Origin of the sequence: Mesorhizobium sp. WSM4989 (assembly GCF_029625795.1) — a bacterium.
Taxonomy (GTDB): Bacteria; Pseudomonadota; Alphaproteobacteria; order Rhizobiales; family Rhizobiaceae; genus Mesorhizobium.
In genome coordinates this window covers 673,490-694,925 of the sequence record NZ_JARTVN010000002.1, presented here as the reverse complement: position 1 = coordinate 694,925, position 21,436 = coordinate 673,490, and the positions used below count along the sequence as shown (strand labels likewise).

Sequence of the window (21,436 nt, the reverse complement as noted above, 5' to 3'; positions counted from 1 at the left end):
CGTGACAACGGCAGATTAACGCCGCTTCGATGCGGTTTCATCCCGAAAACCTGTCAAAAGCCAAACTATTTGGAGGTCAGGCAGCGCATCGCCTCTGCGAACGGATGTGACGCGGGCCGCAAATCCGCTATCATCAGTCGAGCGCACGACGAGGAGAAAGGCCAGTGCAGCAGCGCCTCGAGAAGGAATGGGAGCTTTCCATCGACCCGGATACCGTGCGCCTGTTCATCCTGAAGGCCAAGGCGCTGAGCGCAGCCGTCAACGAGGACTACGACGACGGCGCCGAGCACGAGGTCGAGTTCGATGGCGACAGGCACGACAATCATCATCACGACGGCCTTGTCGAGGAGGCATCGGAAGACCTCACCGAGGAGGAATTCCGCGAGCTTATCAACGACCTCAATGTCGATGAAGCGGCCGAGCTCGTAGCGTTGGCCTGGGTGGGCCGCGGCGACTACGAAGCTTCCGAATGGGTCGACGCGGTGGCGGCCGCGCGCGAGCGCGCCAACAAGCGCACCGCAAAGTACCTGCTCGGACTGCCGCAGCTCGCCGATTGGCTGGAGGAAGGCCTGGAGGCGATCGGCGCGTAACGAACCGGTAACCGATTTTGATCGCAGCGCCGCAGCGTCCAAGGCAACCTTGCGATGCCGGGCCCGTTTCCGGCCGATGGCGAGGCTGAGCTTTTACGGATTTTGCAGACTGGCGCTGCCTTTGGCGGCGGGGATTTTGCTGGTCACGCCGGCCGATGCCAAGCATCGTCACAGGCAGCCGCTGACACCGCGCATGGAGCAGCCGTTGACGCAGCGGGCGGATCAACCACTGCGGCCGAGGAGCAAGCACCGCGTGAGACCGCGCGGCAAGCAGCAAGTCGCGCCAAAGCTGGCGCAACAGCAAACGCAGGACCAGCCGATCTTGCCCGCCGATGCTCTGGTGCCAGAACCACGGCCCGCGGAAGCGCAAAAGGCCGGCACCGCAACGCTGGAAGAGCAGAAGGCTGCCGGTCCAAAGGACGCTGACGCATCTGACCCGATCAATCAGGAAAAGTCTCGTGAGGGAAAGCGGCAGCATCCCGAGCCTTCGGCCACCGAGCCGTCAACCGACACGGAAGGCGAACCTGAGGCGCCGTCTGCGGTGCCGATTCCGACGCAACGACCCGACATCGCGGAACCGAAGCCGCCCGCTGCCGCACCGAAGCCACCTGAAAAGCCGGCTGATACCCACGACAACAAAATACTGCCCGATCCGCGCTCCGCTGAGCTGCCAGCCGACAAGATGCCGGCGGAGGAGGTTGCCTGCCGTGAGCGCCTCAAGACGCTCGGCGTCGAATTCGAGGAGCACAAGGCCGAGCACGACGCCGAGATCGGCTGCTCCATTCCCTATCCCATCGTCATGAAAACATTAGGAAAATCGATCAGTATCGGCGCCGGAGCCGAACTCAACTGCCAAATGGCGGAGGCTGCGGCACGATTTGCCGTCGAAGTCATCCAACCCGCCGCGAAGGCCGAATTTGGCGCCGATCTCAAATCGATCGGCCAGGCCTCCGCCTTTGTTTGCCGCCAGCGCAACGGTGGTGGAAAGCTTTCGGAGCACGCCTTCGGCAATGCGCTGGACATTGCGTCCTTCACACTCTCCGACGGCAGGACGATCGAGGTCGGCCCGGTGCCGCCCGAAAAAGATGCAAACTTCCTGAACACGATCCGCAAGGCCGCCTGCGGGCCGTTCAAGACGGTGCTCGGCCCAGGCAGCGATCCGGACCATGCGCTGCACTTCCACTTCGACCTCGAACCGAGACGGAATGGCGGAACGTTCTGCCAATGAGTGGGTGCGAAGAACAGATGCCGCAATTCGGCCCCAGGCGTGAATGCCGGCGCTGATCTTTCCTTTACTCTTGCCGACTAGACTTGTGCCATCCGGGGACAGGATGCCTTTCGATGGCCGCAATATTTGGCGCCAGCCTCGCCTTGGCGCGACTAAGCACTCGTGCGCGCTCCGTTGCCGTCAGAATGACAACGGGGCTCGCAATCACAGCGGTCTCGGCCTGCACCACCGGCGATGTCTTTTCGCTGCAGCCGGCCGTCGACGTCGGCAGCCAGACCTCCGCCATGCCCGAGGCTCCGCAATATTCCGGCATGCAGAGGCTTGTTCCGTCCGATCCCTACCTGACCCAGGCAGCCTATCCGCGCATGGATGAGCCCTTGTCTGCGCCCGAGCAGATGCCGGCCGGCGAGATCGACTGCCGCAATGAATTGAAACGGCTTGGCGTCGTTTACCAGGACATCCAGCCTATCCACGAAGGCCAGTGCGGCATCGACTTCCCGGTGAAAGTTTCAGCCATCGGCAGCGTCGAGATGAAACCGGCAGCGACACTGACCTGCAACATGGCCGCGACCTTCGCCGCCTGGACCAGGAACGAGCTCGTGCCGGCAGCCCGCTGGCGCTATTTCTCCGGCGTCAGGGCGATCCACCAGGGCTCGAGCTATTCGTGCCGCAAGATCGCCGGCGAGGGCGTCTTGTCGGAGCACGGCAAGGGCAATGCGCTCGACGTCATGAGCATCGAGCTCAACAATGGCAACGACATCGACGTTCGCAAGCCTGGCCTGTTTGCGTTCCGCACCCGCGGCTTCCTCAACAATGTTCGCGCCGACGGCTGCCAATATTTCAACACGGTCCTCGGCCCGGGCTACAATTACGACCACCGCAACCACTTTCACTTCGACGTCAAGAATCGCAAGAACGGCTACCGCGCCTGCCGCTGACCTTCGGCCTACTGCCCAACCGGCCCAACACCGCATAGAGTGGGCCGGGCACAGGCTTGGGAGTGGTCTCTCGTGGGTGAGCGAAGCCTTAGGCGACGCGCGGCGATCTGGCTGGTGGCTTTCTGTGCTTTCTATCTTGGCTTTGCCTACCTTGCCGCGCCGGAATTCTGGACGTGGCGGGAGCGCGGCTTCCGCACGCAGCGCTTCGAGATGGTGACGCACACGCCGCAGGGCATTCCCGGCGACCCGATCAATGTCGGACTTGTCGGCACCGAGAAGGAGATGGTCCGCGCCTTTGCCGTGGCCGGCTGGGACACGGCCGACGCCGTCACGCTCAGGACAGTGATCGACATCGGCGAGAGCGTCTTGTTCTCCCGACCCTATCCCGATGCGCCGATCAGCCGCCTGCTGTTTGAAGGCCGCGCCCAGGACCTCGTTTTCGAAAAGCCCGTCGGCGACAGCGCCGACCGGCGCCACCACGTCCGCTTCTGGCAGACAAATACCGTCGGCGACGACGGCCGCCCGCTCTGGCTGGGTGCCGCCAGCTTCGACCGCGGCGTCGGCCTGAGCCACGACACCGGTGCCATCACCCATCATATCGGCCCGGACATCGACGCCGAGCGCAACTTCTGATCGGCGACCTCAGCACCGCAGGCATGCTGACATCGACCAGCGAGATCCCGGGGATCGGCGCGACGAAAAACGGCAGGAACGGCGGCGGCGATCCCTATTTCACCGACGGTATGGCGGTGGTTGGCGTGTTGAAGCAATTGCCCTAGCGCATCCGGTATTCTCGAAGCAGCAAACCGCGCAATTCGAAAAACGCCCAACCCGCTATTTTCGAATGCACCGCAGCAATGCTATTGACGCCGCATGCTATACCTCGAAATCGCCGTTGTGGCCGCCCTCATCCTGGTGAACGGCCTTTTGGCCATGTCGGAGCTGGCTATCGTCTCGTCGCGGCCGGCCCGCCTCAAGGCGATGATCGACCGCAATGTCAGGGGTGCCGGCCGCGCGCTGGCGCTCGGCTCCAATCCCGGCAAGTTTCTGTCCTCGGTGCAGATCGGCATCACTCTGGTCGGCGTCCTTTCCGGCGCCTTTTCCGGCGCCACGCTCGGCGAGCGACTGGCTCAATACTTGGCCTCGACCGGCATCCGCGAGAACATCGCCGACCCCATCGGCGTCGGCATTGTCGTCGCGGTCATCACCTACGCCTCGCTGATCGTCGGCGAGCTCGTGCCGAAGCAGATCGCGCTCAGGGATCCTGAGCGCGTCGCAGTCCGCGCCGCACCGGCGATGACCATTCTCGCCAAGGTATCGGCGCCGCTCGTCTTTCTGCTCGACATTTCCGGCCGCGCGGTTTTGTGGTTGCTCGGCCAGGCCGGCGAGGCGGAAGAGAAGGTCACGGACGAGGAGATCAAGATGCTGGTCGCCGAGGCCGAGCATCACGGCACCATCGAATCCGACGAGCGCCGCATGATCGCCGGCGTCATGCGCCTTGGCGACCGCGCCGTGCGCGCCGTGATGACGCCGCGCACCGAGGTCGACTGGATCAACCTGCAATCCGACGAGGCGGCCATCAAGCGGCTTCTGATGGAGAGCCAGCATTCGCGCCTGCCTGCGGGCGACGGCAATGTCGATGCCATGATAGGGGTCATCCAGACGCGCGACGTGCTGGCCGCCCTTCTTGCCGGCAGAGTGTTGGATCCGCGCCAGCATGTCCGCACCGCGCCAATCGTCCATGATCAGGCCGACGCGCTCGACGTGCTGCAAAGGCTGCGGGAATCGGACGTGCCCATGGCGCTCGTCCATGACGAATACGGCCATTTCGAAGGCATCGTCACGCCGGCCGACATCCTGGAAGCGATCACCGGCGTCTTCCGCTCGGACCTCGACGCCGGCGAGGAAGAGAACGCGGTCAAACGCGAGGACGGCTCATGGCTGCTTGCCGGCTACATGCAGGCTGACGAGATGGCCGAGGTGCTGGGCATCGACTTGCCGGAGAACCGCGACTACGAGACGGTGGCCGGCTATGTGCTGTCGCATCTGCACCACCTTCCCGCTACCGGCGAATGCGTGGACGCGCAAGGCTGGCGCTTCGAGGTGGTCGACCTCGACGGCCGGCGTATCGACAAGCTGATCGCCACCCGCCTGCCCGACGGCCACCGTCCGATGGCGCGCCGATAGCGAGCCTGGATCTGCCGGGTTTTCCCAACGTCCATTCAGGCCAGTTCCTTGCGAAGAAAGACGCGGGCCTGCCGATCGAAGCCGAACGGAACGCGGCCGAACTCCACATAACCGTGGCGGATGTAGAATCCAGGCGCCTGAAAGCTGCTTGTCTCCACGACGGCGCGTCTGCAGCCCCGCGCCTTTGCCTCTTCTTCGACGGCGGCGAGCAGCTGGCCCCCGTAAGACAGACCGCGCAAATGCGCGGGCACGAAAAACATGTCCAAGAACAGAAGGCCGAGTTCGGTCCTTCCCCATAGGCCGCCCAAAGCTTTGCCCGAGCCAGCACACAATACGGCGCCTATGGGAATGCGGTCGTCCGTCCCTGTGATGGCGACGTTATAGCGGTAGAGCGCCGCGGCGGCCTCGGCTTTCGCGGCTTCGTCCGCAGACAGGATAATTGAGAATTCTTGAGTCATGCGGATTTGCACCTGCCCTGAACATGGCGAAAACGGATGAACTTCCAGCTTCGGCCGGCGTTCCGGAGAATGCTCGTCAACCTCTTCGTGTTCGGAACCTTGAAGAGAGGGTTTCCTCTTCACAAGGCGGGTTTGTCCGGGGCCGCGTGCATCGGTGCCTGCAGGACCCGTGAGCGTTTCCCGATGCTGATTGCCGGACCTCGCTTCGCTCCGATGATGTTCAATGAACCGGGTCTCGGCTTCCACGTCAGGGGCGAGCTCTACGCGGTCGACGACCGCGCCCTGGCCGGGCTTGACCGGATCGAATCCGTTGGCAAGCCCGGCAACCTGCGCGTCCCGATCGAGGTTGAGCCCATTGAAGGCGGTCCGCATGTCCTGGCGCAGGCTTACATGAAATCCCGCCGTCTCGCGGATCCCGTCCATTCGGGATATCTGGATTTCTACGACGATCGGCGTTTCAAACTTCACGCGAACGCCTAAGGTTGCGCCCGAAGGATGCCCAATTGAAATCCGACTTTCTCCAGTATGCCTGACATAAAAGCGGCAGCAGAGCGAAATCCTTGAGCGATCCTCTGTCGAACGACCGAGGCTTCCGCAAATAAAAGGGGCGGCGCAAGCGCCGCCCGTAGATGATATTTTGGGAGGATGAAGCGGCTTAAGCCGCCTGGGCTTCACTGGCGATCGCGTCGGCGGCGCGCGCCGCCTTCAGCACCTTCGCCCACCAGGCAACGTCATTGATGAGCGCCGCCGCCGCCTGGTTCAGATGTTCGATCTCTTCCAGCTTCTTGTCGCCCTGGCGGACCGCAAGGAAATCGCCCCAGGCGATGTGCACTGCCGACTTGACCGGCGCCATTTGTAGCTCGACGGCGATCAGGCGAAGCTGCTCGACGGCGCGCGCGCCGCCGACGCTGCCATAGCCGACGAAACCAGCCGGCTTCTTGTTCCATTCATTGGCGGCGTAATCGATGGCGTTCTTCAAGACGGCGGTCGGCGCGTGATTGTATTCGGCCGCGGTGAAGATGAAGCCGTCGAACTCGGCGACCTTCTTCTGCCAGCGCTGCGCCACCTCGTTCTGCGACGGCGCCCAGGCGGAGGATGCGACCTCATCGAAGAACGGCAGCGGCCAGTCGCGCAAATCAACGACTTCGACGTCGATATCGGCATGCGTCTTGGCAATCTTGGCGATCCACTGCGTCGGGACGTCGGCGAAGCGGGCGGCGCGCGTCGAACCGACGACAATGGCGATTTTGGGTTTGGACATAAGGGGGCTCTCCTTGCGGGGGAATTTCGGTATCGTTTGGATACCGGCGCTATATGTGATACTGACAAAGTGGCGCGCAAGGAGGCACATTTTTGTTACCGAGGCACCCGTACAACACTGAGGACTGCCGGGCCGTATCGGAAATCCTGCAACGGGTCGGCGACAAATGGACCGTTCTGGTGGTCGGCAAGCTGGGCGGCGGACCGATGCGCTTCAATGAATTGCGCACGGCCGTCGGCGGCATCTCACAAAAGATGCTGACCATCACCTTGCGCGGTCTGGAGCGCGACGGCTTTGTCACGCGCAAGGTTTTCCCGACCATTCCGCCGCGCGTCGATTACGAGCTGACCGAGCTCGGCCACGAGTTGCTGGTGCCGGTTGGCGCGCTCGGCGAATGGGCACGAAAGAATACCAATCGAGTACGCGCGGCGCGCGCGAAATTCGATGGCGAGCATCCCTGAAGGCCTTGAAGCGCAACGTGTTGCGAGCATCGCTCCGCAGCGTTGCTGACTGAGCAAGGAGTCTGCAGTTGTGTCTTTTTGACTTGTCGTATTCGAGGGCACATCAACCTTGATGCCCGCCCGACCCTGACGGCTTTGGTCGCGCCTGAGAGGAGCACTCAGGCTTTTGACGTGGTACTGCCACGGGGCGCCAAGGAGCAGACTGCGCACATCGCTCCCTGACTCTGGTCCGCCCCGAAACCATGCACCCACGCGGTGCGCGGGAGCTCTTTTTTCACTTCTGCATAGGCAGTTATGCCGAGCAAGCAGGTAAGTGCGAGAAGGGCTGCCACGAGCCAGCCGTTCAGCATATGTTGACGCATTGTCTTTCCTCCAGCGGCACGCACCCTCGGGCGCGGAAGCAACCATCGGATGTCGCCGGACGCACGTCCCGCGCAAGAGTTGTTACAAATTTGCCTGGCCGGAGAATCGTTCGCCGTCAGCTTTCGGCTGGGATCGGCTTCGGCTTGCCGTCGCCGTCGAGCGCTACCATGACGAAATCGGCATGGGTGACCTTCTCCATCAGGTCGGCGAGATAACGCTGCGCCCAGGCCTCGACCTTGAGCGTCATCGAGGTGCGGCCGACGCGTTCAACATGGGTGTAGATGCAGAGCGTGTCGCCGATCTTCATCGGCTTGGCGAAGGACATCTCCTTGACCGCCGCCGTCACCACACGGCCCTTGGCCCGTTCGGCCGCGCGGATCCCGCAGGCCAGGTCCATCTGAGCCATCACCCAGCCGCCAAATATGTCGCCGGCGGCATTGGCATCCGACGGCATGGCGAGCGTCCTCAATGTCAGGTCGCCGAGCGGCTTTCCGTCCGCGTAGTGCACCATGAGGGATCCTCCAGCCGCTGCTTCCTGAAGCCGTACCAATGCCATCGCGATGTCGCAAGCTTTGCTGAAGGCGAAGGACGCGTCGCGGCTCGGTCGCTTTTTTCACAAGCCATGCCGGAAGCCCCAGCGACGACGTGAGCCGGCAATGTCTAGGGTAAGCCGGATCTCGGAGCCCGCCCGCGCATCATGCAGACTTATGATTTCATTATTGTCGGCTCCGGCTCGGCCGGTTCGGTGGTCGCGGAAAGGCTCTCGGCTTCCGGCCGCTTTTCGGTACTGGTGCTGGAGGCAGGCGGAACCGACCGCCGTTTCTATGTCCAGATGCCGCTCGGCTACGGGAAGACCTTCTTCGATCCGGCCGTCAACTGGAACTACAAGGCCGATCCCGATCCTGGCCTCGGCAACAATGCCGACCACTGGCCGCGCGGCAAGCTGCTCGGCGGCTCGAGCTCGATCAACGCCATGGTCTTCATTCGCGGCGCGCGCGAGGACTTCGATGCCTGGGCCGCCGCCGGCAATGCGGGCTGGAGCTTTGACGACCTGCTCCCCGCTTTCAAAGCGTTGGAGGACAACGAGGCCGGCGCCGACCAATGGCGCGGGGTCGGCGGCCCCTTGCACATCACCGATTGCTCGGATGCGGTGCATCCGCTGACCAAGCGCTATCTGGCGGCCGCCCAGCAGGCCGGACTGCCGTTAAATCCGGATTTTAACGGCGCCTCCCAGGAGGGCGTCGGCGTCTACCAGATCACCACCAGGAACGGCCGCCGCATGTCCGCCGCCCGCGCGTTCCTGCGCCCGGCGATGAAGCGCAACAATGTGCGCGTCGAGACCAACGCGCTGGCGACGAAAATCCTGTTCGAGGGCAAGCGCGCCGTCGGCGTCGAGTACCAGCAAAACGGCGAAACCAAGAGGGTCCGCGCGGGCCGCGAGGTGATCCTCTCCGGCGGCTCGGTCAACTCGCCGCAACTGCTGCAGCTCTCCGGTGTGGGCCCGTCGGCGCTGCTCGGCGATCTCGGCATCCCGGTCGTCCACGCCAACGACAATGTCGGGGCCAACCTGCAAGACCATGTCGGCATCAACTACACCTTCAAGGGCAAGCTGCCGACGCTGAACCAGATCCTGCGGCCATGGTGGGGCAAGCTGCTGGTGGGCATGCAGTACATCCTGCTGCGTTCCGGTCCGCTGTCGTTGTCGATGAACAATGCCGGCGGCTTCTTCCGCACCGACCCGTCGATGGCGCGGCCGAACATGCAGCTCTATTTCCAGGCCTTCTCCACCGTCATCCCCAAGAGCGGCGAGCGCCCGATCCTGACGCCCGATCCGTGGCCGGGCTTCTCCATCGGACTTTCCAATTGCCGGCCGTCGAGTCGCGGCGAGATCATGATCCGCTCGAAGGATCCGCGCGACTATCCGAAGATCACGGCGAACGCCTATTCGACCAACGCCGATGTCGACGAGATGCTGGCGGCGGTGAAGTTCGTGCGCAAGATCGCCTCGATGCCGGCAATGGCCGAGATCATCGAGGAAGAAGTTTTGCCTGGTCCGTCAATTACTTCCGATGCCGATCTGATTCAGGATTTCAGGAAGCGCTCGGGCACCGTCTACCATCCCGTCTCGACCTGTCGCATGGGTCCGGACGCTTCGCGCGCCGTCGTCGATCCCCGGCTTCGGGTGCATGGGCTCGAGGGCTTGCGTGTGATCGACGCATCGATCTTTCCCGACAACATCACGGGCAACACCAACGCCGCCGCAATCCTCACCGGATGGAAAGGCGCCGAGCGGGCTCTGGAGGATCAGAAATGAAAGTCACCGACGTCAAGACCTGGGTTGTCGGCAACCCGCCGCCCGGCATCGGCGGCAAGTATTTCATCTTCGTCAAGCTCACCACCGATGGCGGCGTGGTCGGCTATGGCGAGGCCTACAACGCCACCTTCTCGGCGCATGTCACTGCCAAGATGATCGAGGATATGGCCGAGCGCTACCTCATCGGCCGCGATCCGCACGATATCGAGAACCTCTTCCGCCGCGTCTATTCCTCTGGCTTCACCCAGCGTCCCGACGTTTCCGGGATGGGCTGCTTTTCGGCACTCGAAATGGCCTGCTGGGACATCATCGGCAAGGAGGCCGGCAAGCCGGCCTACAAGCTGCTCGGCGGCCAGGTGCACGAGACGCTGCGCTCCTACACCTATCTCTATCCGCACACCGGCAGCGTCCATTCGGAAGACGCCCGCGGCCAGAACGTCTACAACGATCCCGACATGGCCGCGGCCTGCGCTCTGGAATATGTCGAGCAGGGATTTAACGCCGTCAAGCTCGACCCGGCCGGGCCTTACACGGCCTATGACGGCCATCAGCCGCGCCTGATCGACATCGACCTCTCGGCGCGCATGATCAAGGCGATCCGCGAGGCGGTAGGCACCAGGGCGGACATCCTGTTCGGAACCCATGGCCAGTTCACCGCCTCCGGTGCGCTTCGTATGGCCCGTGCAATCGAGCCCTACGATCCGCTGTGGTTCGAGGAGCCGGTGCCGCCGGACATGCCCGAGGTGATGGCGCAGGTCGCTCGCGGCACCTCGATTCCTATCGCCACCGGCGAGCGGCTGACGACAAAATTCGAATTCGCGCGCGTCATCGAGAACCGCGCCGCGACCATCCTGCAGCCGGATCTCGGCCGCTCCGGCGGCATTCTCGAAACCAAGAAGATCGCCGCCATGGCCGAGGCCTACCACATCCAGGTGGCGCCGCATTGCTATTGCGGGCCGATCGTCGGCGCCGCCAATATCCAGCTTGCGGTGACTCTGCCCAACTTCCTCATCCTGGAATCGCTGAAGCAGTGGGACGGTTTTCACGCCACGCTGCTCAGGAAGAAGATCGAATGGCAGGACGGCAACGTCATCCCGTCGAAGGAGCCAGGCCTCGGTGTCGAGCTCAACGAGGAAGTCTGCGACGCGCATCCCTATAGCGGCAAGGACCTGCATCTGCAGATGATGCAGACGCCGCTGATGCCGTGACCGCACGCCTCGCCTACGCCTTCATCGGCCTTGGTCATCTCGGCGGCAACCTTGCCGCCAGCCTGCTGCGCCACGGCTTCGCTGTTGCCGTTTTCGATCGTGACCCAGCGGCGGTTGCGCGTTTGGTCGCGCTCGGCGCTACGGCGGCGGCGAGCCCGGCGGATGCCGCGACCCGCGCCGGCAATGCGATCACCTGCCTGCCCTCGCCGAAAGTGAGCGAAGCTGTGCTCGCCGGTTCTGACGGATTGCTGGACGGCCTGGCCGCCGGCGGCACCTGGATCGAAATGTCAACCAATGGCCGCGACGAGATCCTGCGGCTGGCCGCACTTGCTTCGGCGAAAGGTGTCGAGACGCTGGAATGTCCGGTCACCGGCGGCGTGCACTTGGCGGCGGCAGGAAAGATCACCGCGCTGGTAGGAGGGGACGCCGCGCTCTACGAGCGCCACCGGCCGGCGATCCAGGCAATGTGCGCCAAATCGTTCCTGATGGGACCGGTCGGCTCGGGGGCGGTGATCAAGGTCATCACCAACATGCTGGCCTTCATCCATCTGGTCGCCGCCGGCGAGGCATTGATGCTCGCCAACCAGGGCGGGCTCGACCTCGCCCAGGCCTATCACGCCATCGTCGCCTCTTCCGGCAACAGCTTCGTCCACGAGACCGAAAGCCAGCTCATCCTGAACGGCTCCTACGACATCGGCTTCACCATGGACCTGGCTTTGAAGGATCTCGGTTTCGCGTTGTGCATGGCCATGGATTTTCGCGTGCCGCTGCAACTGGCACCACTCGTCAACCAGATTTTCGAGGTCGGCAGGCAGAAGTATGGCGGTGGCGCCTGGTCGACCCAGATCGTCAAGCTTCTGGAGGATGCGGTCGGCACGGAGCTTCGCGCGCCAGGCTTCCCGGCCAAGCTCGAACTGTAATCCGCCAAAACTTTAGCCAGCTATTTCAATCGCCTAATCACGCCGGCGGAATCAAACCTTCAGGCAGGTGATTCAACACCTGAGCGTCAATGCGCCGGGCAATATCTCGAAAGTTGCCGGAATCCGACCTGGCGACTCGCCGTCTATGTCGACTAGCGCTCCGTTCTTCTCAACGTCGCCTAGCGGTTCGACCAGCACCTTGCGACCGCGCAGGATGGTGATCGCCGGATGGTTGCGGTGGCGCCCGCCATAGAGGAGACGGATGTCGCGGATCAGCCCAAGCTTGCCGGCGGCGCGCAGGATGACGACATCGAACTGGCCGTCGGACAGATCGGCGTCCGGCGCAATCATCATGCCGCCACCGAAGAATCTCCCGTTGGCTACCGCCACCAGCGCCATGCGCGCCTCGACCGGCTCGCCGTCGTCTATGGTGATCCTGACCTCCTGGAAGCGATAGCGGATGAATTCCAGCACTGTGCGCCAGAAGAAAAGCGCTTTGGCCGAGACCCTCCCCTTGCGCTTGTCCGCATTGACCGCGCGATCGGTGGCGCCGGAGAGGCCGAGGCTGGCGATGTTGATGAAGTGACGGCTGGCGAGCGCGCCGTGGTCGTCGATGTAGCAGACGCGGCCGGCATCGACCTTGCGCGCGCCGGCGCCGGCGATACGCGCCAGTGCTTCCTCGATTTCGTCGGGCAGGCCGAGCCCTCTGGCGAAATCGATACCGGTGCCGCAGGGCAAAAGGCCGAGCGCGCTGGTCCGGCCGGTCTCATGCTCTGCCTGCAGCAGCCCGTCCGCCACCTCGCTGGCGGTGCCGTCGCCGCCGGCCGCGATCACCAGATCGCACCCGCTGGCCGCGAGGTCGATTGCCAATCGCTCGGCGTCGCCGCTGGTCTGCGTCTCGCGCAGCTCGAAATCGCCGAAATGCCTCTTGAGCGATGCGGCGGCTTCGGACCAATGCCGCTTGAGCTTGCCCCCTCCCGCTATCGGATTGAGAACCACCCCGACCTTCAACCTGATCTCCCCCGAGGCATATTGCGTGGAAGCGCAAGGCGACTCGGCTGATGCAGCGCCACAGCACTTTGCCGGCATTCAAACGCGGGCCGACTGGCGGGGCAAGGCTCATCGTCGAAAGGACCGCGGAAAATGGGGACAGGCTGTCTAAGGCGTTCGGCCCGCAAATTCCGAGACTTGTCGCATCGGTCCCCGATAATCCCGCTATCCACAGGTCCGCGTCTATTCCGCAAATTCCTTACCCGGCATACATTGAACCCATCTCAGGCGGCTACCGAACGCCCCGGCCGAAAGGCAGAAGCGCAAGGCGGATTTCCTGAGGCCCGTACGGCCCAGAACGAGAGCAGGTTCGCCTGCTGGAGGGACGGATGCCGAGACCTACGGGTGCCGCGGAAAGCGTGCGAACGCCGACGGCGGACCGATGCTGCCATGAAGGCGGGTGAAACCTTCGATGGTGCGCCGGCAAAGCCCGCAAGGGTGGAGATCGGCGTGGTCTGGAACGGACGCTGCCTTCGGGTGGCGACTGGCAGGACCGTCAAAATCAAGGCCGGCCTGGCGCGACGACTTTACGGAAGTTGCTGCCGTAACCGGTTCCTGATCTGACAGGGAGGCGCTGGGAGCAATCCCAGCGCCGACTGTTTTTTGGGCTGCCCCTTTCACCGGCCCTTTTCCCAGCGTCCTGCACCTCCCCAGCATCTGCCACTGATGCTTCCCCGCCACAGTCGCAAGCCAAGCAACGCGCCGACACTCTCAATTCACAATCGCGGCCAAATCCCGCCTTGTTCCCCGGCGATTGATCGCCTGGGAACGAAGTTCAAAGGGACAAGACCGTGATCAAGACCGCCCTTGTCGCCATGACCATTGTCGGCTGCGACTGCGACGCCAAGCTCTGCGAGTATATCGGCGAGACTCCCGCCAAATGGGCGACGATTGCCGACTGCGAAGCGGCGATGAAGAGCCAGATGCTGCATCAGCGCAATTTCAATTATCCGCTGGTTTCCGGCATCTGCCGCACCAAAGGGTCGGCATCGACTTCGGAGCTCGCAGCCAAAGCGTCAAGGCCGGAGCTGAGGCCGCCGAACCGCGTCGCCGAACCCATTGCCCCATTGCCGCCCGAGCTCAGCCGTCGGCCGAGCGTCCCGGTCGGCACGACGGTGACGGCCAGCGAGACGGAAGCCGCGCGGCCTGTTGCCTTCGAGGCCGCGGTCGACGGCGGCAGCGCCGTGCTCTATCGCACCAAGGCTGGTTATGCCGTGGTCAAGACCGATCTCGGCCGCGCGGCCAACGCGACGGTGGACATGGCAAAGCGATCGGCGAACTGGCTGGCGGGACTGGTGCCGAGCGGGCTGTAATCCAGCACCGGAAGCGCACGAAACCGGTATTCCAGGCACTTGAATATCAGCGCGCCTTACAGTTTGACCTTCAGCGTCTGCCAGAATTTGTCGATCATCGGTTGCTCGGTTGCGGTGTCCTGATCGCCGATGCGCGTGATGAACAGCAGCCCCTGATCGGCAAGACCGAAGCCGACGATCTCGAAATCGGCCTTGTCGGTACGCGTCTTCACCGTGGCTTTGATGCCGGTCAACTGCTTGCCGTCGGCGAGCTTGCGGGTCGTCGGCTCCTGTATCAGCGTGCCGCCCGCCTGAACCGACTCCTTGGTCATCTCTTGCAGCATCAGCTGATTGAGCGACACCGGATTCATCTTGCCGTATTCCTGCACCACGACGACGGTGCCGAGGGCCGAGGCAGCGAGGTATTGGGTGATGCTCTCGCTGAGATCCGTCTTGGTGACGGAAATGCTGCTCGGATGAACAAAGGAAAACCTGCCGCCGGAGAAAGTGTCGAAGTCGTTGCGGTCGAGCCGCACCCTGGCCCTCTTACCGCCGGGCAAGGTCACGTCTGCATCCTCGCCGGGATCATCGCCGTGGCACCAAGTTTCATTCGCATGTCCTGTCCTCTCCGGCGCTCGGCGCTTTCGACTCTTTGACGACCGAGAGCGCTTCAGTTCCCGTTACCATCCGCTCGTGACGGATAGACTGACCACCCGGCAAAAACCATAGGGGTACCGGAACGCTGCAGACGAAGGCCGCCGCTGGCGCGTCGGAACAATGCAGTGCCTGATTGATAATGCCGGCACGATGCGGGAAGATGAGCGCCTACCTGGAGTTGGGGGGCTTCATGACCTTTGCCGTTCGCGCCACACTAAGCTTGTTACTGGCACTCGCGCCCTTGCCTCTTCGAGCGCAGGACACCGATCAGGGTGACGACAAAACGGTGATGGTAGCCCCGGACGATGCCCAAATGGCGGCGGCGATTGCAAAGGCACGATCCAGCCTGGACGACTTCCTGGCTTTGTCCGACGCGCCGCCGCCGGGAACCGGCAGGTTCAAGCTGAAGGTCATGGTGGTCGACGGACATGCGACGGAGCATTTCTGGGTCATCCCCTTCAAGCGGACCGCCACCGGCTTTGTCGGCATATTGGCGAGCGAGCCTAAACTCGTCCGCAACGTGGTATTCGGCCAGAACATCGAATTCTCCAAGGACGATATCTCCGACTGGGGATACACCAGGGACGGCCATCAGGTCGGCAGCTTCACCGTCTGCGTGATGTTCAAGAAAATGTCCAAGGAAGAAGCGGATTACATGCGCACCCAATACGGCTTCGACTGCTGAACTGCATCCAAGGCATTACAGCTGCCTTTGCGGCAAGCTCGCCGCGGCCAGTCGGTCCGGGTCAGAAGTCGGCTGTCAGCCGGAAAAGATCGCGCTTAGGCGTTCGGTAACCTTCCGCTTCAACAATCCCTCCTCCAGCGCCTCCACCGGCACCAGCCGCTCATGGCTGCCTTTGGCGAGGCGCATGAAGAAATGCAGTTTGTAAGCGGCAATCTTGCCTCGCGCGGCTGCGTCCGTGCGGACGTCGACGACCAGGATCGAACCGATGCGGCCGGGCCATGGCTGCCTGGCAAAAGCCGTGCCGAGGAAGTCGCCAAGACCGTAGGCGACGAGCGCATCGCCGATGCGCTCGAGCGGCTGTACGACATGGGCGTGGTGGCCGGCAATCAGCCGGACGCCGCGACCCGCCAGCCGTCGCGCCAGTGCCCGCGTCGCAGGTCTCGGAAAATGTCGGAACTCCCAGTCCCAATGCGGCACCGCACAGAGCAAGTCGACGTCCGCGAGGATCCCGAGCGGCCATTCGGCCGGATCGCCCGCCATGGAAATCCGCGCCCGAAATTCGGCCTCGTCAGCGTTGCGCCAAAGCGTGAACGCGGCGAAGCCGATCGTCAGCGACCCGGCGGCCTGGTGTTGGACCGGGCCGCCGGCCGCGGTGCCGATGGTGCGGATGCCGAGCCGCTTCAGCGCCGCGACCGTCTCGTCGAAGCCGGCAACGCCCTGGTCGAGGACATGATTGTTGGCGAGCGACAGCACGAGACTGTCACGGGCAATGCCGACGGCTGCCAGCGAATCCGCCAGGAAGCGTTCGCTCATCGCGTGATGCGTGCCAAGCCGCGTGCCCGCCACCGCGCTCGGCCGCTCGACGATCGGGCTTTCGCAATTGCCGACCACGAGATCGGCCGAAGCGAGCAGCGCCGCGATCGCAGGGTCGCATTCCGGCACCCTGCGATTGGCGACCGCCGACAGGTCGCCGATGAAGGCAAGCCGCACAGTTTGCGTTGGCCCCGGCACCATCAGCGTCGCTGCCGGCGCCGCGAAACCGTTTCTGTCGCCGCCAAGCGACGGCTTCAGAAAACGCGGCAGCCACGACAATTTGTAGGAGAGCGGATAATTCGACACGCGATGCCCAACCGTTTGCCATCGTGTGTAGACCGTCTACGCGACAGGAGAAAGCTGCAGGCGAAGCGCCGCAAATCCGTATATTGTGGCTGGCGGGATTGGGACGGGAGGATCCATCGTGAAGCGACTGTCGGGCCTTTTGGCACTCACACTCTTGCTGCTCCTGCCGTTTGCTTACGCCAAAGCGGCTAGCCCCGACCCGGCCGCCCTGTTCGAGGCGAAGACCGTAGCGGATCGGAATACTGCCTTGGCGGCACTGGAGGCGGCGGCACCGGGCGATCCGGCATCGGCCTATGCCGCCGGCGCCGGCGAATTCTTTACCGCGCTGGAAATCCTGGCCAGCCGTCTGCATCGGCACGGTTTCGAGAGCCCGCAATCCTTCATGCTGCCGCTGATGCGGCTGCCCGTGCCGGACAATCCCAGTCCCGAGCCGCTGACCTATGAAAAGTTCCGCGCCATCCTGATCGCTTTCCGCGACCGTCTGGAGAAATCCGCCGCCACGCTGGGCTCGGTGCCCGCCGACGCCGATATCGGCATGGTGGTCGACCTCGCCCATGCCGGCATCGATCTCAACGAGGACGGCAACATCGCGCCGGACGAAAGCATCGCCGCGATCATGGCCTCGCTGTCACGCGGCGGCGTCGACGCAAGCGATGCCGCCCCTTCGCTTGCCTTCCGCTTCGACCGCGCCGACGGCTTCTGGCTGCAAGGTTACGCCGAGTTCCTGATGGCGCAGGCCGATTTCTGGCTGGCGCATGATTTCAAAGCCATGTTCGACGGCTCTTTCCACATGCTGTTTCCGCACGCGAAACTGCCGTTGCAGGACGCGCTGCTCCCGCCGGATGGCGGCATGAGCGGCAGCATCTTCGCCTCGGAATGGCGCTTTGCCGACTTCATCTCGCTGGTGCATCTCGTCAACTGGCCGGTGATCGAGCCGGAGCGCCGGAAGGCGGCGCGCAGTCACCTGCTGGAGATGATCCGGCTTTCGCGCGATGACTGGAAAGCGATACGCGCCGAAACCGACAATGACCGCGAATGGCTGCCCGGACCGCAGCAGAAGGGCGTCAACCCGCTCACCGGCCTCGAGGTCGGCGAGGCGCAAGTGCAGGCATGGCTTGCCGCCCTGACCATGGCAGAGGACCTTCTTGAAGGCCGCGTGCTGCTGCCGCATTTCCGCATCATCGGCAAAGGCATCAACATGAAGCGCTTCTTCGACGAGCCGAAACCTTTCGACCTCGTCCTGTCGATCACCGGCCCGGCCATCGCGCCCTATCTCGAAAGTGGAAAAATCCTCACCAGCGACGATTTCAATCAGATTCAGCGCGAGTTCGGCGGCGCCGGCTTCCTGATATTCGCGCTGTGGTTCAACTGAAACGAAACGGCGCGTGCGACATGCCTCCTGACAGCCTTCTGTCAGCAGGCTCGGCAGCGCGCACCCGCCATTTCACTCCGCTCTTTCCATTTCGGCCGAGTCCTCCCATATTCGGGCCATGGCCAAACGCACCGACAAGAAAACGCCCTCGCCGGCGCAAGAGGGCGCGCCGAAACGGCGCAGTCCGCTGACCGAATTCCTCGACGCCGCCGAGCCCCTGGAGCGCGGCGGCTTCGCCGAAGCGCCGCAAAGCGAGTTCTCCGGCGCGCCTCTCACCGGCTCGATCTCCGATTGGGCCGGGCAGATCGAGCGCGAGGCGCAAAAGCAGCCGAAGGCTAAAGCGCCGAAGAAGGTCCCCGAGCGCTCTGCTGCGCCCGGGCGGACGGCGCGCGGCACCTCGATGGGCGGCGCGGCATCGGCGAAAGAACGCGCCGCCGCCGGCCTCAACCCGGTGGCCGGCCTCGACATCAGCCTGGAGGACGCCGAGCAGGTTTCCTCGAGCGGTGTGACCGCGACCGTCGCCGCACTGTCGAAACTCATCGAATCCGGCAATCCGCTGCACAAGGATGGCCAGCTTTGGACGCCGCACCGGCCTGCCCGGCCGGAAAAATCGGAAGGCGGCATCGCCATCAAGATGGTGTCGGATTTCGAGCCCGCCGGCGACCAGCCGACCGCCATCAAGGACCTTGTCGAGGGTGTCGAGCAAAGCGACCGCACCCAGGTGCTGCTCGGCGTGACCGGCTCCGGCAAGACCTTCACCATGGCCAAGGTGATCGAGGAGACGCAGCGCCCTGCCCTGATCCTGGCGCCGAACAAGACGCTGGCCGCGCAACTCTACGCTGAGTTCAAGAAATTCTTCCCCGAAAACGCGGTCGAGTATTTCGTCTCCTATTACGACTACTACCAGCCGGAAGCCTATGTCCCGCGCACCGACACCTATATCGAGAAGGAATCCTCGATCAACGAGCAGATCGATCGCATGCGCCACTCGGCGACGCGCTCGCTGCTGGAGCGTGATGACGTCATCATCGTCGCTTCGGTCTCCTGCATCTACGGTATCGGCTCGGTCGAGACCTACACGGCGATGACCTTCCAGATGCAGGTCGGTGACCGGCTCGACCAGCGCGCCTTGCTCGCCGACCTCGTCGCCCAGCAATACAAGCGCCAGGACATCAACTTCGTGCGCGGCTCGTTCCGCGTGCGCGGCGACACGATCGAGATCTTTCCGGCCCACCTCGAAGACCGCGCCTGGCGCATCTCGATGTTCGGCGACGAGATCGAGGCGATCACCGAGTTCGATCCGCTGACCGGCCAGAAGACCGGCGAGCTGAAGAGCGTCAAGATCTACGCCAATTCGCACTATGTGACGCCGCGGCCGACCTTGAATCAGGCTATCAAGTCGATCAAGGAAGAGCTGCAATACCGCCTGCAAGAGCTTGAAAAGGCTGGCCGTCTGCTTGAAGCGCAACGTCTCGAGCAGCGCACGCGCTTCGACCTCGAGATGCTCGAGGCGACCGGTTCCTGCGCCGGCATCGAGAATTATTCGCGCTATCTCACCGGTCGCCAGCCGGGCGAGCCGCCGCCGACCCTGTTCGAATATGTGCCGGACAATGCGCTGATCTTCATCGACGAGAGCCACGTCACAGTGCCGCAGATCGGCGGCATGTATCGCGGCGACTTCCGCCGCAAGGCGACGCTGGCCGAGTATGGCTTCCGCCTGCCCTCCTGCATGGACAACCGGCCGCTGCGCTTCGAGGAATGGGACGCCATGCGCCCGCTGTCGATCGCCGTCTCGGCGACGCCGGGCGGCTGGGAGCTCGACCAGTCCGGCGGCGTCTTCGCCGAGCAGGTCATCCGCCCGACCGGCCTGATCGACCCGCCGGTCGAGGTGCGCCCCGCCAAGAGCCAGGTCGACGATGTCGTCGGCGAAATCCGTGAGACGACCAGGCTGGGCTACCGTACGCTGGTCACGGTTCTCACCAAGCGCATGGCCGAAGACCTCACCGAATATCTGCATGAGAACGGCATTCGAGTCCGCTACATGCACTCCGATATCGACACGCTGGAGCGCATCGAGATCCTGCGCGACCTGCGCCTCGGCGCCTTCGACGTGCTGGTCGGCATCAACCTGCTCCGCGAAGGCCTCGACATTCCCGAATGCGGCTTCGTCGCCATCCTCGATGCCGACAAGGAAGGTTTCCTTCGTTCGGAAACCTCGCTGATCCAGACCATCGGCCGCGCCGCCCGCAACGTCGACGGCAAGGTCATCCTCTACGCCGACCAGATCACCGGCTCGATGGAACGGGCGATGGCGGAGACCAACCGCCGCCGCGAGAAGCAGATGGAGTGGAACGCGGCCAACGGCATCACGCCGGAATCGGTCAAGTCGCGCATCGCCGACATCCTCGACTCCGTCTACGAGAAGGATCACGTGCGCGCCGACATCTCGCAGTTCACCGACGATGCCGGCGCCATGATCGGCAACAATCTGAAAACCCATCTCGAGGCGCTGGACAAGCAGATGCGCGATGCCGCCGCCAATCTCGACTTCGAGAAGGCCGCCCGCATCCGCGACGAGATCAAGCGGCTGCGCGAAATGGAGCTGTCCATCTCGGACGATCCGCTCGCCCGCTACGCCGACATGGAAAGCCCGGTTTCCGGCCGCGAGAAAGGCAGGCACAACAAGGGACGTGCGGTGCACCGCACCGTCGATGACGACGGCAAGGGCCTGTTCCGCAAGCCGGATCTCGATGAGATGGGCGCGGACGGCGCGGTGCCGGTGAAGAAGCCTCTTTTCGCCAAGCCCTCGATCGACGACATGGGACCGGGCACCGATATGGCAACACCCGCTGGCGCGGTCTCGCGTTCGCTGTTCAAGAAGCAGTCGGCGCAGGAAGCGCATGGCTCCGACTTCGGCATCCCGGGCGATCGCACCGGGTCGCTGTTCCGCAAGAACTCGCTCGACGAGATGACGGTGCGCCGTACCGAAAAACCCGTCGAAGGAACGGTGCCTACGAAGCCACGGCCAATCTCCCCCCTTGTGGGGGAGATGTCCGGCAGGACAGAGGGGGGCGCGAAGGAACGCGACGATAAACCCATCGTCCGCCAGCGCTCTGGCATCGGCTCTTACGAAGACCCAGCCGATGAGCGCCGTCAAAAGCGCCGGCCGAGCAAGACTGGGCGGCCGGGGCATTGATTTTCTGAAGAGATTGATATGTTAACATGCCGGCGGGACAGCGCTCTGTCCTGCCGGACATCTCGCCCACAATGGGCCCACAAGAGGGGAGATCGGTAGTTTCAGCGCCCCCGCTCTGACCTGCCGCCCCTTGCCAT

19 protein-coding genes and 1 pseudogene are annotated in these 21,436 nt (G+C 63.6%); 14 read left to right on the top strand and 6 right to left on the bottom strand.

Annotated features, from left to right (window positions below):
• Positions 1–164: 164 nt before the first annotated feature.
• The 5 genes and pseudogenes from P9217_RS16060 (at position 165) to P9217_RS16040 (ending at position 4,943) form a co-directional block, all read left to right on the top strand.
• Positions 165–590: a DUF3775 domain-containing protein gene (locus P9217_RS16060; RefSeq protein WP_067326696.1), complete on the top strand. Its 426-nt coding sequence runs from the start codon at positions 165–167 to the stop codon at positions 588–590.
• A gap of 193 nt (positions 591–783) precedes the next feature.
• Positions 784–1,818 (top strand): extensin family protein, encoded by a 1,035-nt coding sequence (locus P9217_RS16055; RefSeq protein WP_095801828.1) that lies wholly within the window; start codon positions 784–786, stop codon positions 1,816–1,818.
• 185 nt (positions 1,819–2,003) lie between these two features.
• Entirely contained in the window at positions 2,004–2,756 is a 753-nt protein-coding gene (locus tag P9217_RS16050; protein WP_245433161.1) for an extensin family protein, read from the top strand.
• A 72-nt stretch (positions 2,757–2,828) separates the two neighbouring features.
• A pseudogene (locus tag P9217_RS16045) lies at positions 2,829–3,535 on the top strand (LssY C-terminal domain-containing protein).
• A 94-nt stretch (positions 3,536–3,629) separates the two neighbouring features.
• On the top strand, positions 3,630–4,943 hold the full coding sequence (locus P9217_RS16040) for a hemolysin family protein (protein WP_067326646.1): 1,314 nt from the start codon (positions 3,630–3,632) through the stop codon (positions 4,941–4,943).
• Between the two features lie 35 nt (positions 4,944–4,978).
• Here P9217_RS16040 and P9217_RS16035 read toward each other — a convergent pair whose 3' ends face one another.
• Positions 4,979–5,401 carry a GNAT family N-acetyltransferase gene (locus P9217_RS16035; RefSeq protein WP_095801643.1) on the bottom strand — a complete coding sequence of 141 codons (423 nt, stop codon included), beginning with the start codon at positions 5,399–5,401 and terminating at the stop codon, positions 4,979–4,981.
• A gap of 36 nt (positions 5,402–5,437) precedes the next feature.
• Between P9217_RS16035 and P9217_RS16030 the strand changes: the two genes are divergently transcribed.
• Positions 5,438–5,881, top strand: coding sequence for a gamma-glutamylcyclotransferase family protein (locus P9217_RS16030; RefSeq protein WP_095801644.1), 444 nt, complete (start codon positions 5,438–5,440; stop codon positions 5,879–5,881).
• Between the two features lie 175 nt (positions 5,882–6,056).
• Here P9217_RS16030 and P9217_RS16025 read toward each other — a convergent pair whose 3' ends face one another.
• On the bottom strand, positions 6,057–6,662 hold the full coding sequence (locus P9217_RS16025) for an NADPH-dependent FMN reductase (RefSeq protein ID WP_067326641.1): 606 nt from the start codon (positions 6,660–6,662) through the stop codon (positions 6,057–6,059).
• Between the two features lie 92 nt (positions 6,663–6,754).
• Between P9217_RS16025 and P9217_RS16020 the strand changes: the two genes are divergently transcribed.
• Positions 6,755–7,123: a helix-turn-helix domain-containing protein gene (locus tag P9217_RS16020; RefSeq protein ID WP_066994462.1), complete on the top strand. Its 369-nt coding sequence runs from the start codon at positions 6,755–6,757 to the stop codon at positions 7,121–7,123.
• 478 nt (positions 7,124–7,601) lie between these two features.
• On the opposite strand, the gene P9217_RS16015 is transcribed toward P9217_RS16020, so the two are convergent.
• Positions 7,602–7,997 carry an acyl-CoA thioesterase gene (locus P9217_RS16015; RefSeq protein ID WP_278087247.1) on the bottom strand — a complete coding sequence of 132 codons (396 nt, stop codon included), beginning with the start codon at positions 7,995–7,997 and terminating at the stop codon, positions 7,602–7,604.
• A gap of 186 nt (positions 7,998–8,183) precedes the next feature.
• Between P9217_RS16015 and P9217_RS16010 the strand changes: the two genes are divergently transcribed.
• From P9217_RS16010 to P9217_RS16000, 3 genes are read left to right on the top strand one after another with little or no spacing between them, the layout of a single operon-like run.
• Positions 8,184–9,800, top strand: coding sequence for a GMC family oxidoreductase N-terminal domain-containing protein (locus P9217_RS16010; RefSeq protein ID WP_278087246.1), 1,617 nt, complete (start codon positions 8,184–8,186; stop codon positions 9,798–9,800).
• Positions 9,797–11,008, top strand: a complete 1,212-nt coding sequence (locus tag P9217_RS16005) for a mandelate racemase/muconate lactonizing enzyme family protein (protein WP_066994453.1) — start codon at positions 9,797–9,799, stop codon at positions 11,006–11,008. The genes P9217_RS16010 and P9217_RS16005 overlap by 4 nt, the downstream gene beginning before the upstream one ends.
• Complete coding sequence (locus P9217_RS16000) at positions 11,005–11,928, top strand: NAD(P)-dependent oxidoreductase (RefSeq protein ID WP_278087245.1); 924 nt, start codon at positions 11,005–11,007, stop codon at positions 11,926–11,928. Before P9217_RS16005 ends, P9217_RS16000 begins: the two co-directional genes overlap by 4 nt.
• A gap of 72 nt (positions 11,929–12,000) precedes the next feature.
• On the opposite strand, the gene P9217_RS15995 is transcribed toward P9217_RS16000, so the two are convergent.
• Entirely contained in the window at positions 12,001–12,939 is a 939-nt protein-coding gene (locus tag P9217_RS15995; protein ID WP_278087244.1) for a diacylglycerol kinase family protein, read from the bottom strand.
• 830 nt (positions 12,940–13,769) lie between these two features.
• On the opposite strand from P9217_RS15995, the gene P9217_RS15990 reads away from it, so the two are divergent.
• Positions 13,770–14,291 (top strand): hypothetical protein, encoded by a 522-nt coding sequence (locus P9217_RS15990; protein WP_067326623.1) that lies wholly within the window; start codon positions 13,770–13,772, stop codon positions 14,289–14,291.
• 56 nt (positions 14,292–14,347) lie between these two features.
• On the opposite strand, the gene P9217_RS15985 is transcribed toward P9217_RS15990, so the two are convergent.
• Positions 14,348–14,836 (bottom strand): hypothetical protein, encoded by a 489-nt coding sequence (locus P9217_RS15985; RefSeq protein WP_278087243.1) that lies wholly within the window; start codon positions 14,834–14,836, stop codon positions 14,348–14,350.
• A 251-nt stretch (positions 14,837–15,087) separates the two neighbouring features.
• Here P9217_RS15985 and P9217_RS15980 point away from each other — a divergent pair, with 251 nt between their 5' ends.
• On the top strand, positions 15,088–15,612 hold the full coding sequence (locus P9217_RS15980; RefSeq protein WP_336618899.1) for a DUF2314 domain-containing protein: 525 nt from the start codon (positions 15,088–15,090) through the stop codon (positions 15,610–15,612).
• 75 nt (positions 15,613–15,687) lie between these two features.
• Here the strand turns inward: P9217_RS15980 and P9217_RS15975 are convergent, their stop codons facing one another.
• Positions 15,688–16,731 (bottom strand): CapA family protein, encoded by a 1,044-nt coding sequence (locus P9217_RS15975; RefSeq protein ID WP_095801651.1) that lies wholly within the window; start codon positions 16,729–16,731, stop codon positions 15,688–15,690.
• Positions 16,732–16,849: 118 nt separating this feature from the next.
• On the opposite strand from P9217_RS15975, the gene P9217_RS15970 reads away from it, so the two are divergent.
• Together P9217_RS15970 and uvrB are read left to right on the top strand one after the other, a co-directional pair.
• Positions 16,850–18,103 carry a hypothetical protein gene (locus P9217_RS15970; protein ID WP_278087242.1) on the top strand — a complete coding sequence of 418 codons (1,254 nt, stop codon included), beginning with the start codon at positions 16,850–16,852 and terminating at the stop codon, positions 18,101–18,103.
• A 118-nt stretch (positions 18,104–18,221) separates the two neighbouring features.
• Positions 18,222–21,299: an excinuclease ABC subunit UvrB gene (uvrB, locus tag P9217_RS15965; protein WP_067326616.1), complete on the top strand. Its 3,078-nt coding sequence runs from the start codon at positions 18,222–18,224 to the stop codon at positions 21,297–21,299.
• Positions 21,300–21,436 lie beyond the last annotated feature (137 nt).

Excerpts from the sequence above, each read along its gene's own strand:
- uvrB (WP_067326616.1), top strand. The coding sequence starts at position 18,222 with ATGGCCAAACGCACCGACAAGAAAACGCCCTCGCCGGCGCAAGAGGGC.
- P9217_RS16030 (WP_095801644.1), top strand. The coding sequence starts at position 5,438 with ATGAACTTCCAGCTTCGGCCGGCGTTCCGGAGAATGCTCGTCAACCTC.
- P9217_RS16050 (WP_245433161.1), top strand. The coding sequence starts at position 2,004 with ATGACAACGGGGCTCGCAATCACAGCGGTCTCGGCCTGCACCACCGGC.
- P9217_RS16055 (WP_095801828.1), top strand. The coding sequence starts at position 784 with ATGGAGCAGCCGTTGACGCAGCGGGCGGATCAACCACTGCGGCCGAGG.
- P9217_RS16005 (WP_066994453.1), top strand. The coding sequence starts at position 9,797 with ATGAAAGTCACCGACGTCAAGACCTGGGTTGTCGGCAACCCGCCGCCC.
- P9217_RS16040 (WP_067326646.1), top strand. The coding sequence starts at position 3,630 with ATGCTATACCTCGAAATCGCCGTTGTGGCCGCCCTCATCCTGGTGAAC.
- P9217_RS16035 (WP_095801643.1), bottom strand. The coding sequence starts at position 5,401 with ATGACTCAAGAATTCTCAATTATCCTGTCTGCGGACGAAGCCGCGAAA.
- P9217_RS16010 (WP_278087246.1), top strand. The coding sequence starts at position 8,184 with ATGCAGACTTATGATTTCATTATTGTCGGCTCCGGCTCGGCCGGTTCG.
- P9217_RS16015 (WP_278087247.1), bottom strand. The coding sequence starts at position 7,997 with ATGGTGCACTACGCGGACGGAAAGCCGCTCGGCGACCTGACATTGAGG.
- P9217_RS15980 (WP_336618899.1), top strand. The coding sequence starts at position 15,088 with ATGAGCGCCTACCTGGAGTTGGGGGGCTTCATGACCTTTGCCGTTCGC.
- P9217_RS16025 (WP_067326641.1), bottom strand. The coding sequence starts at position 6,662 with ATGTCCAAACCCAAAATCGCCATTGTCGTCGGTTCGACGCGCGCCGCC.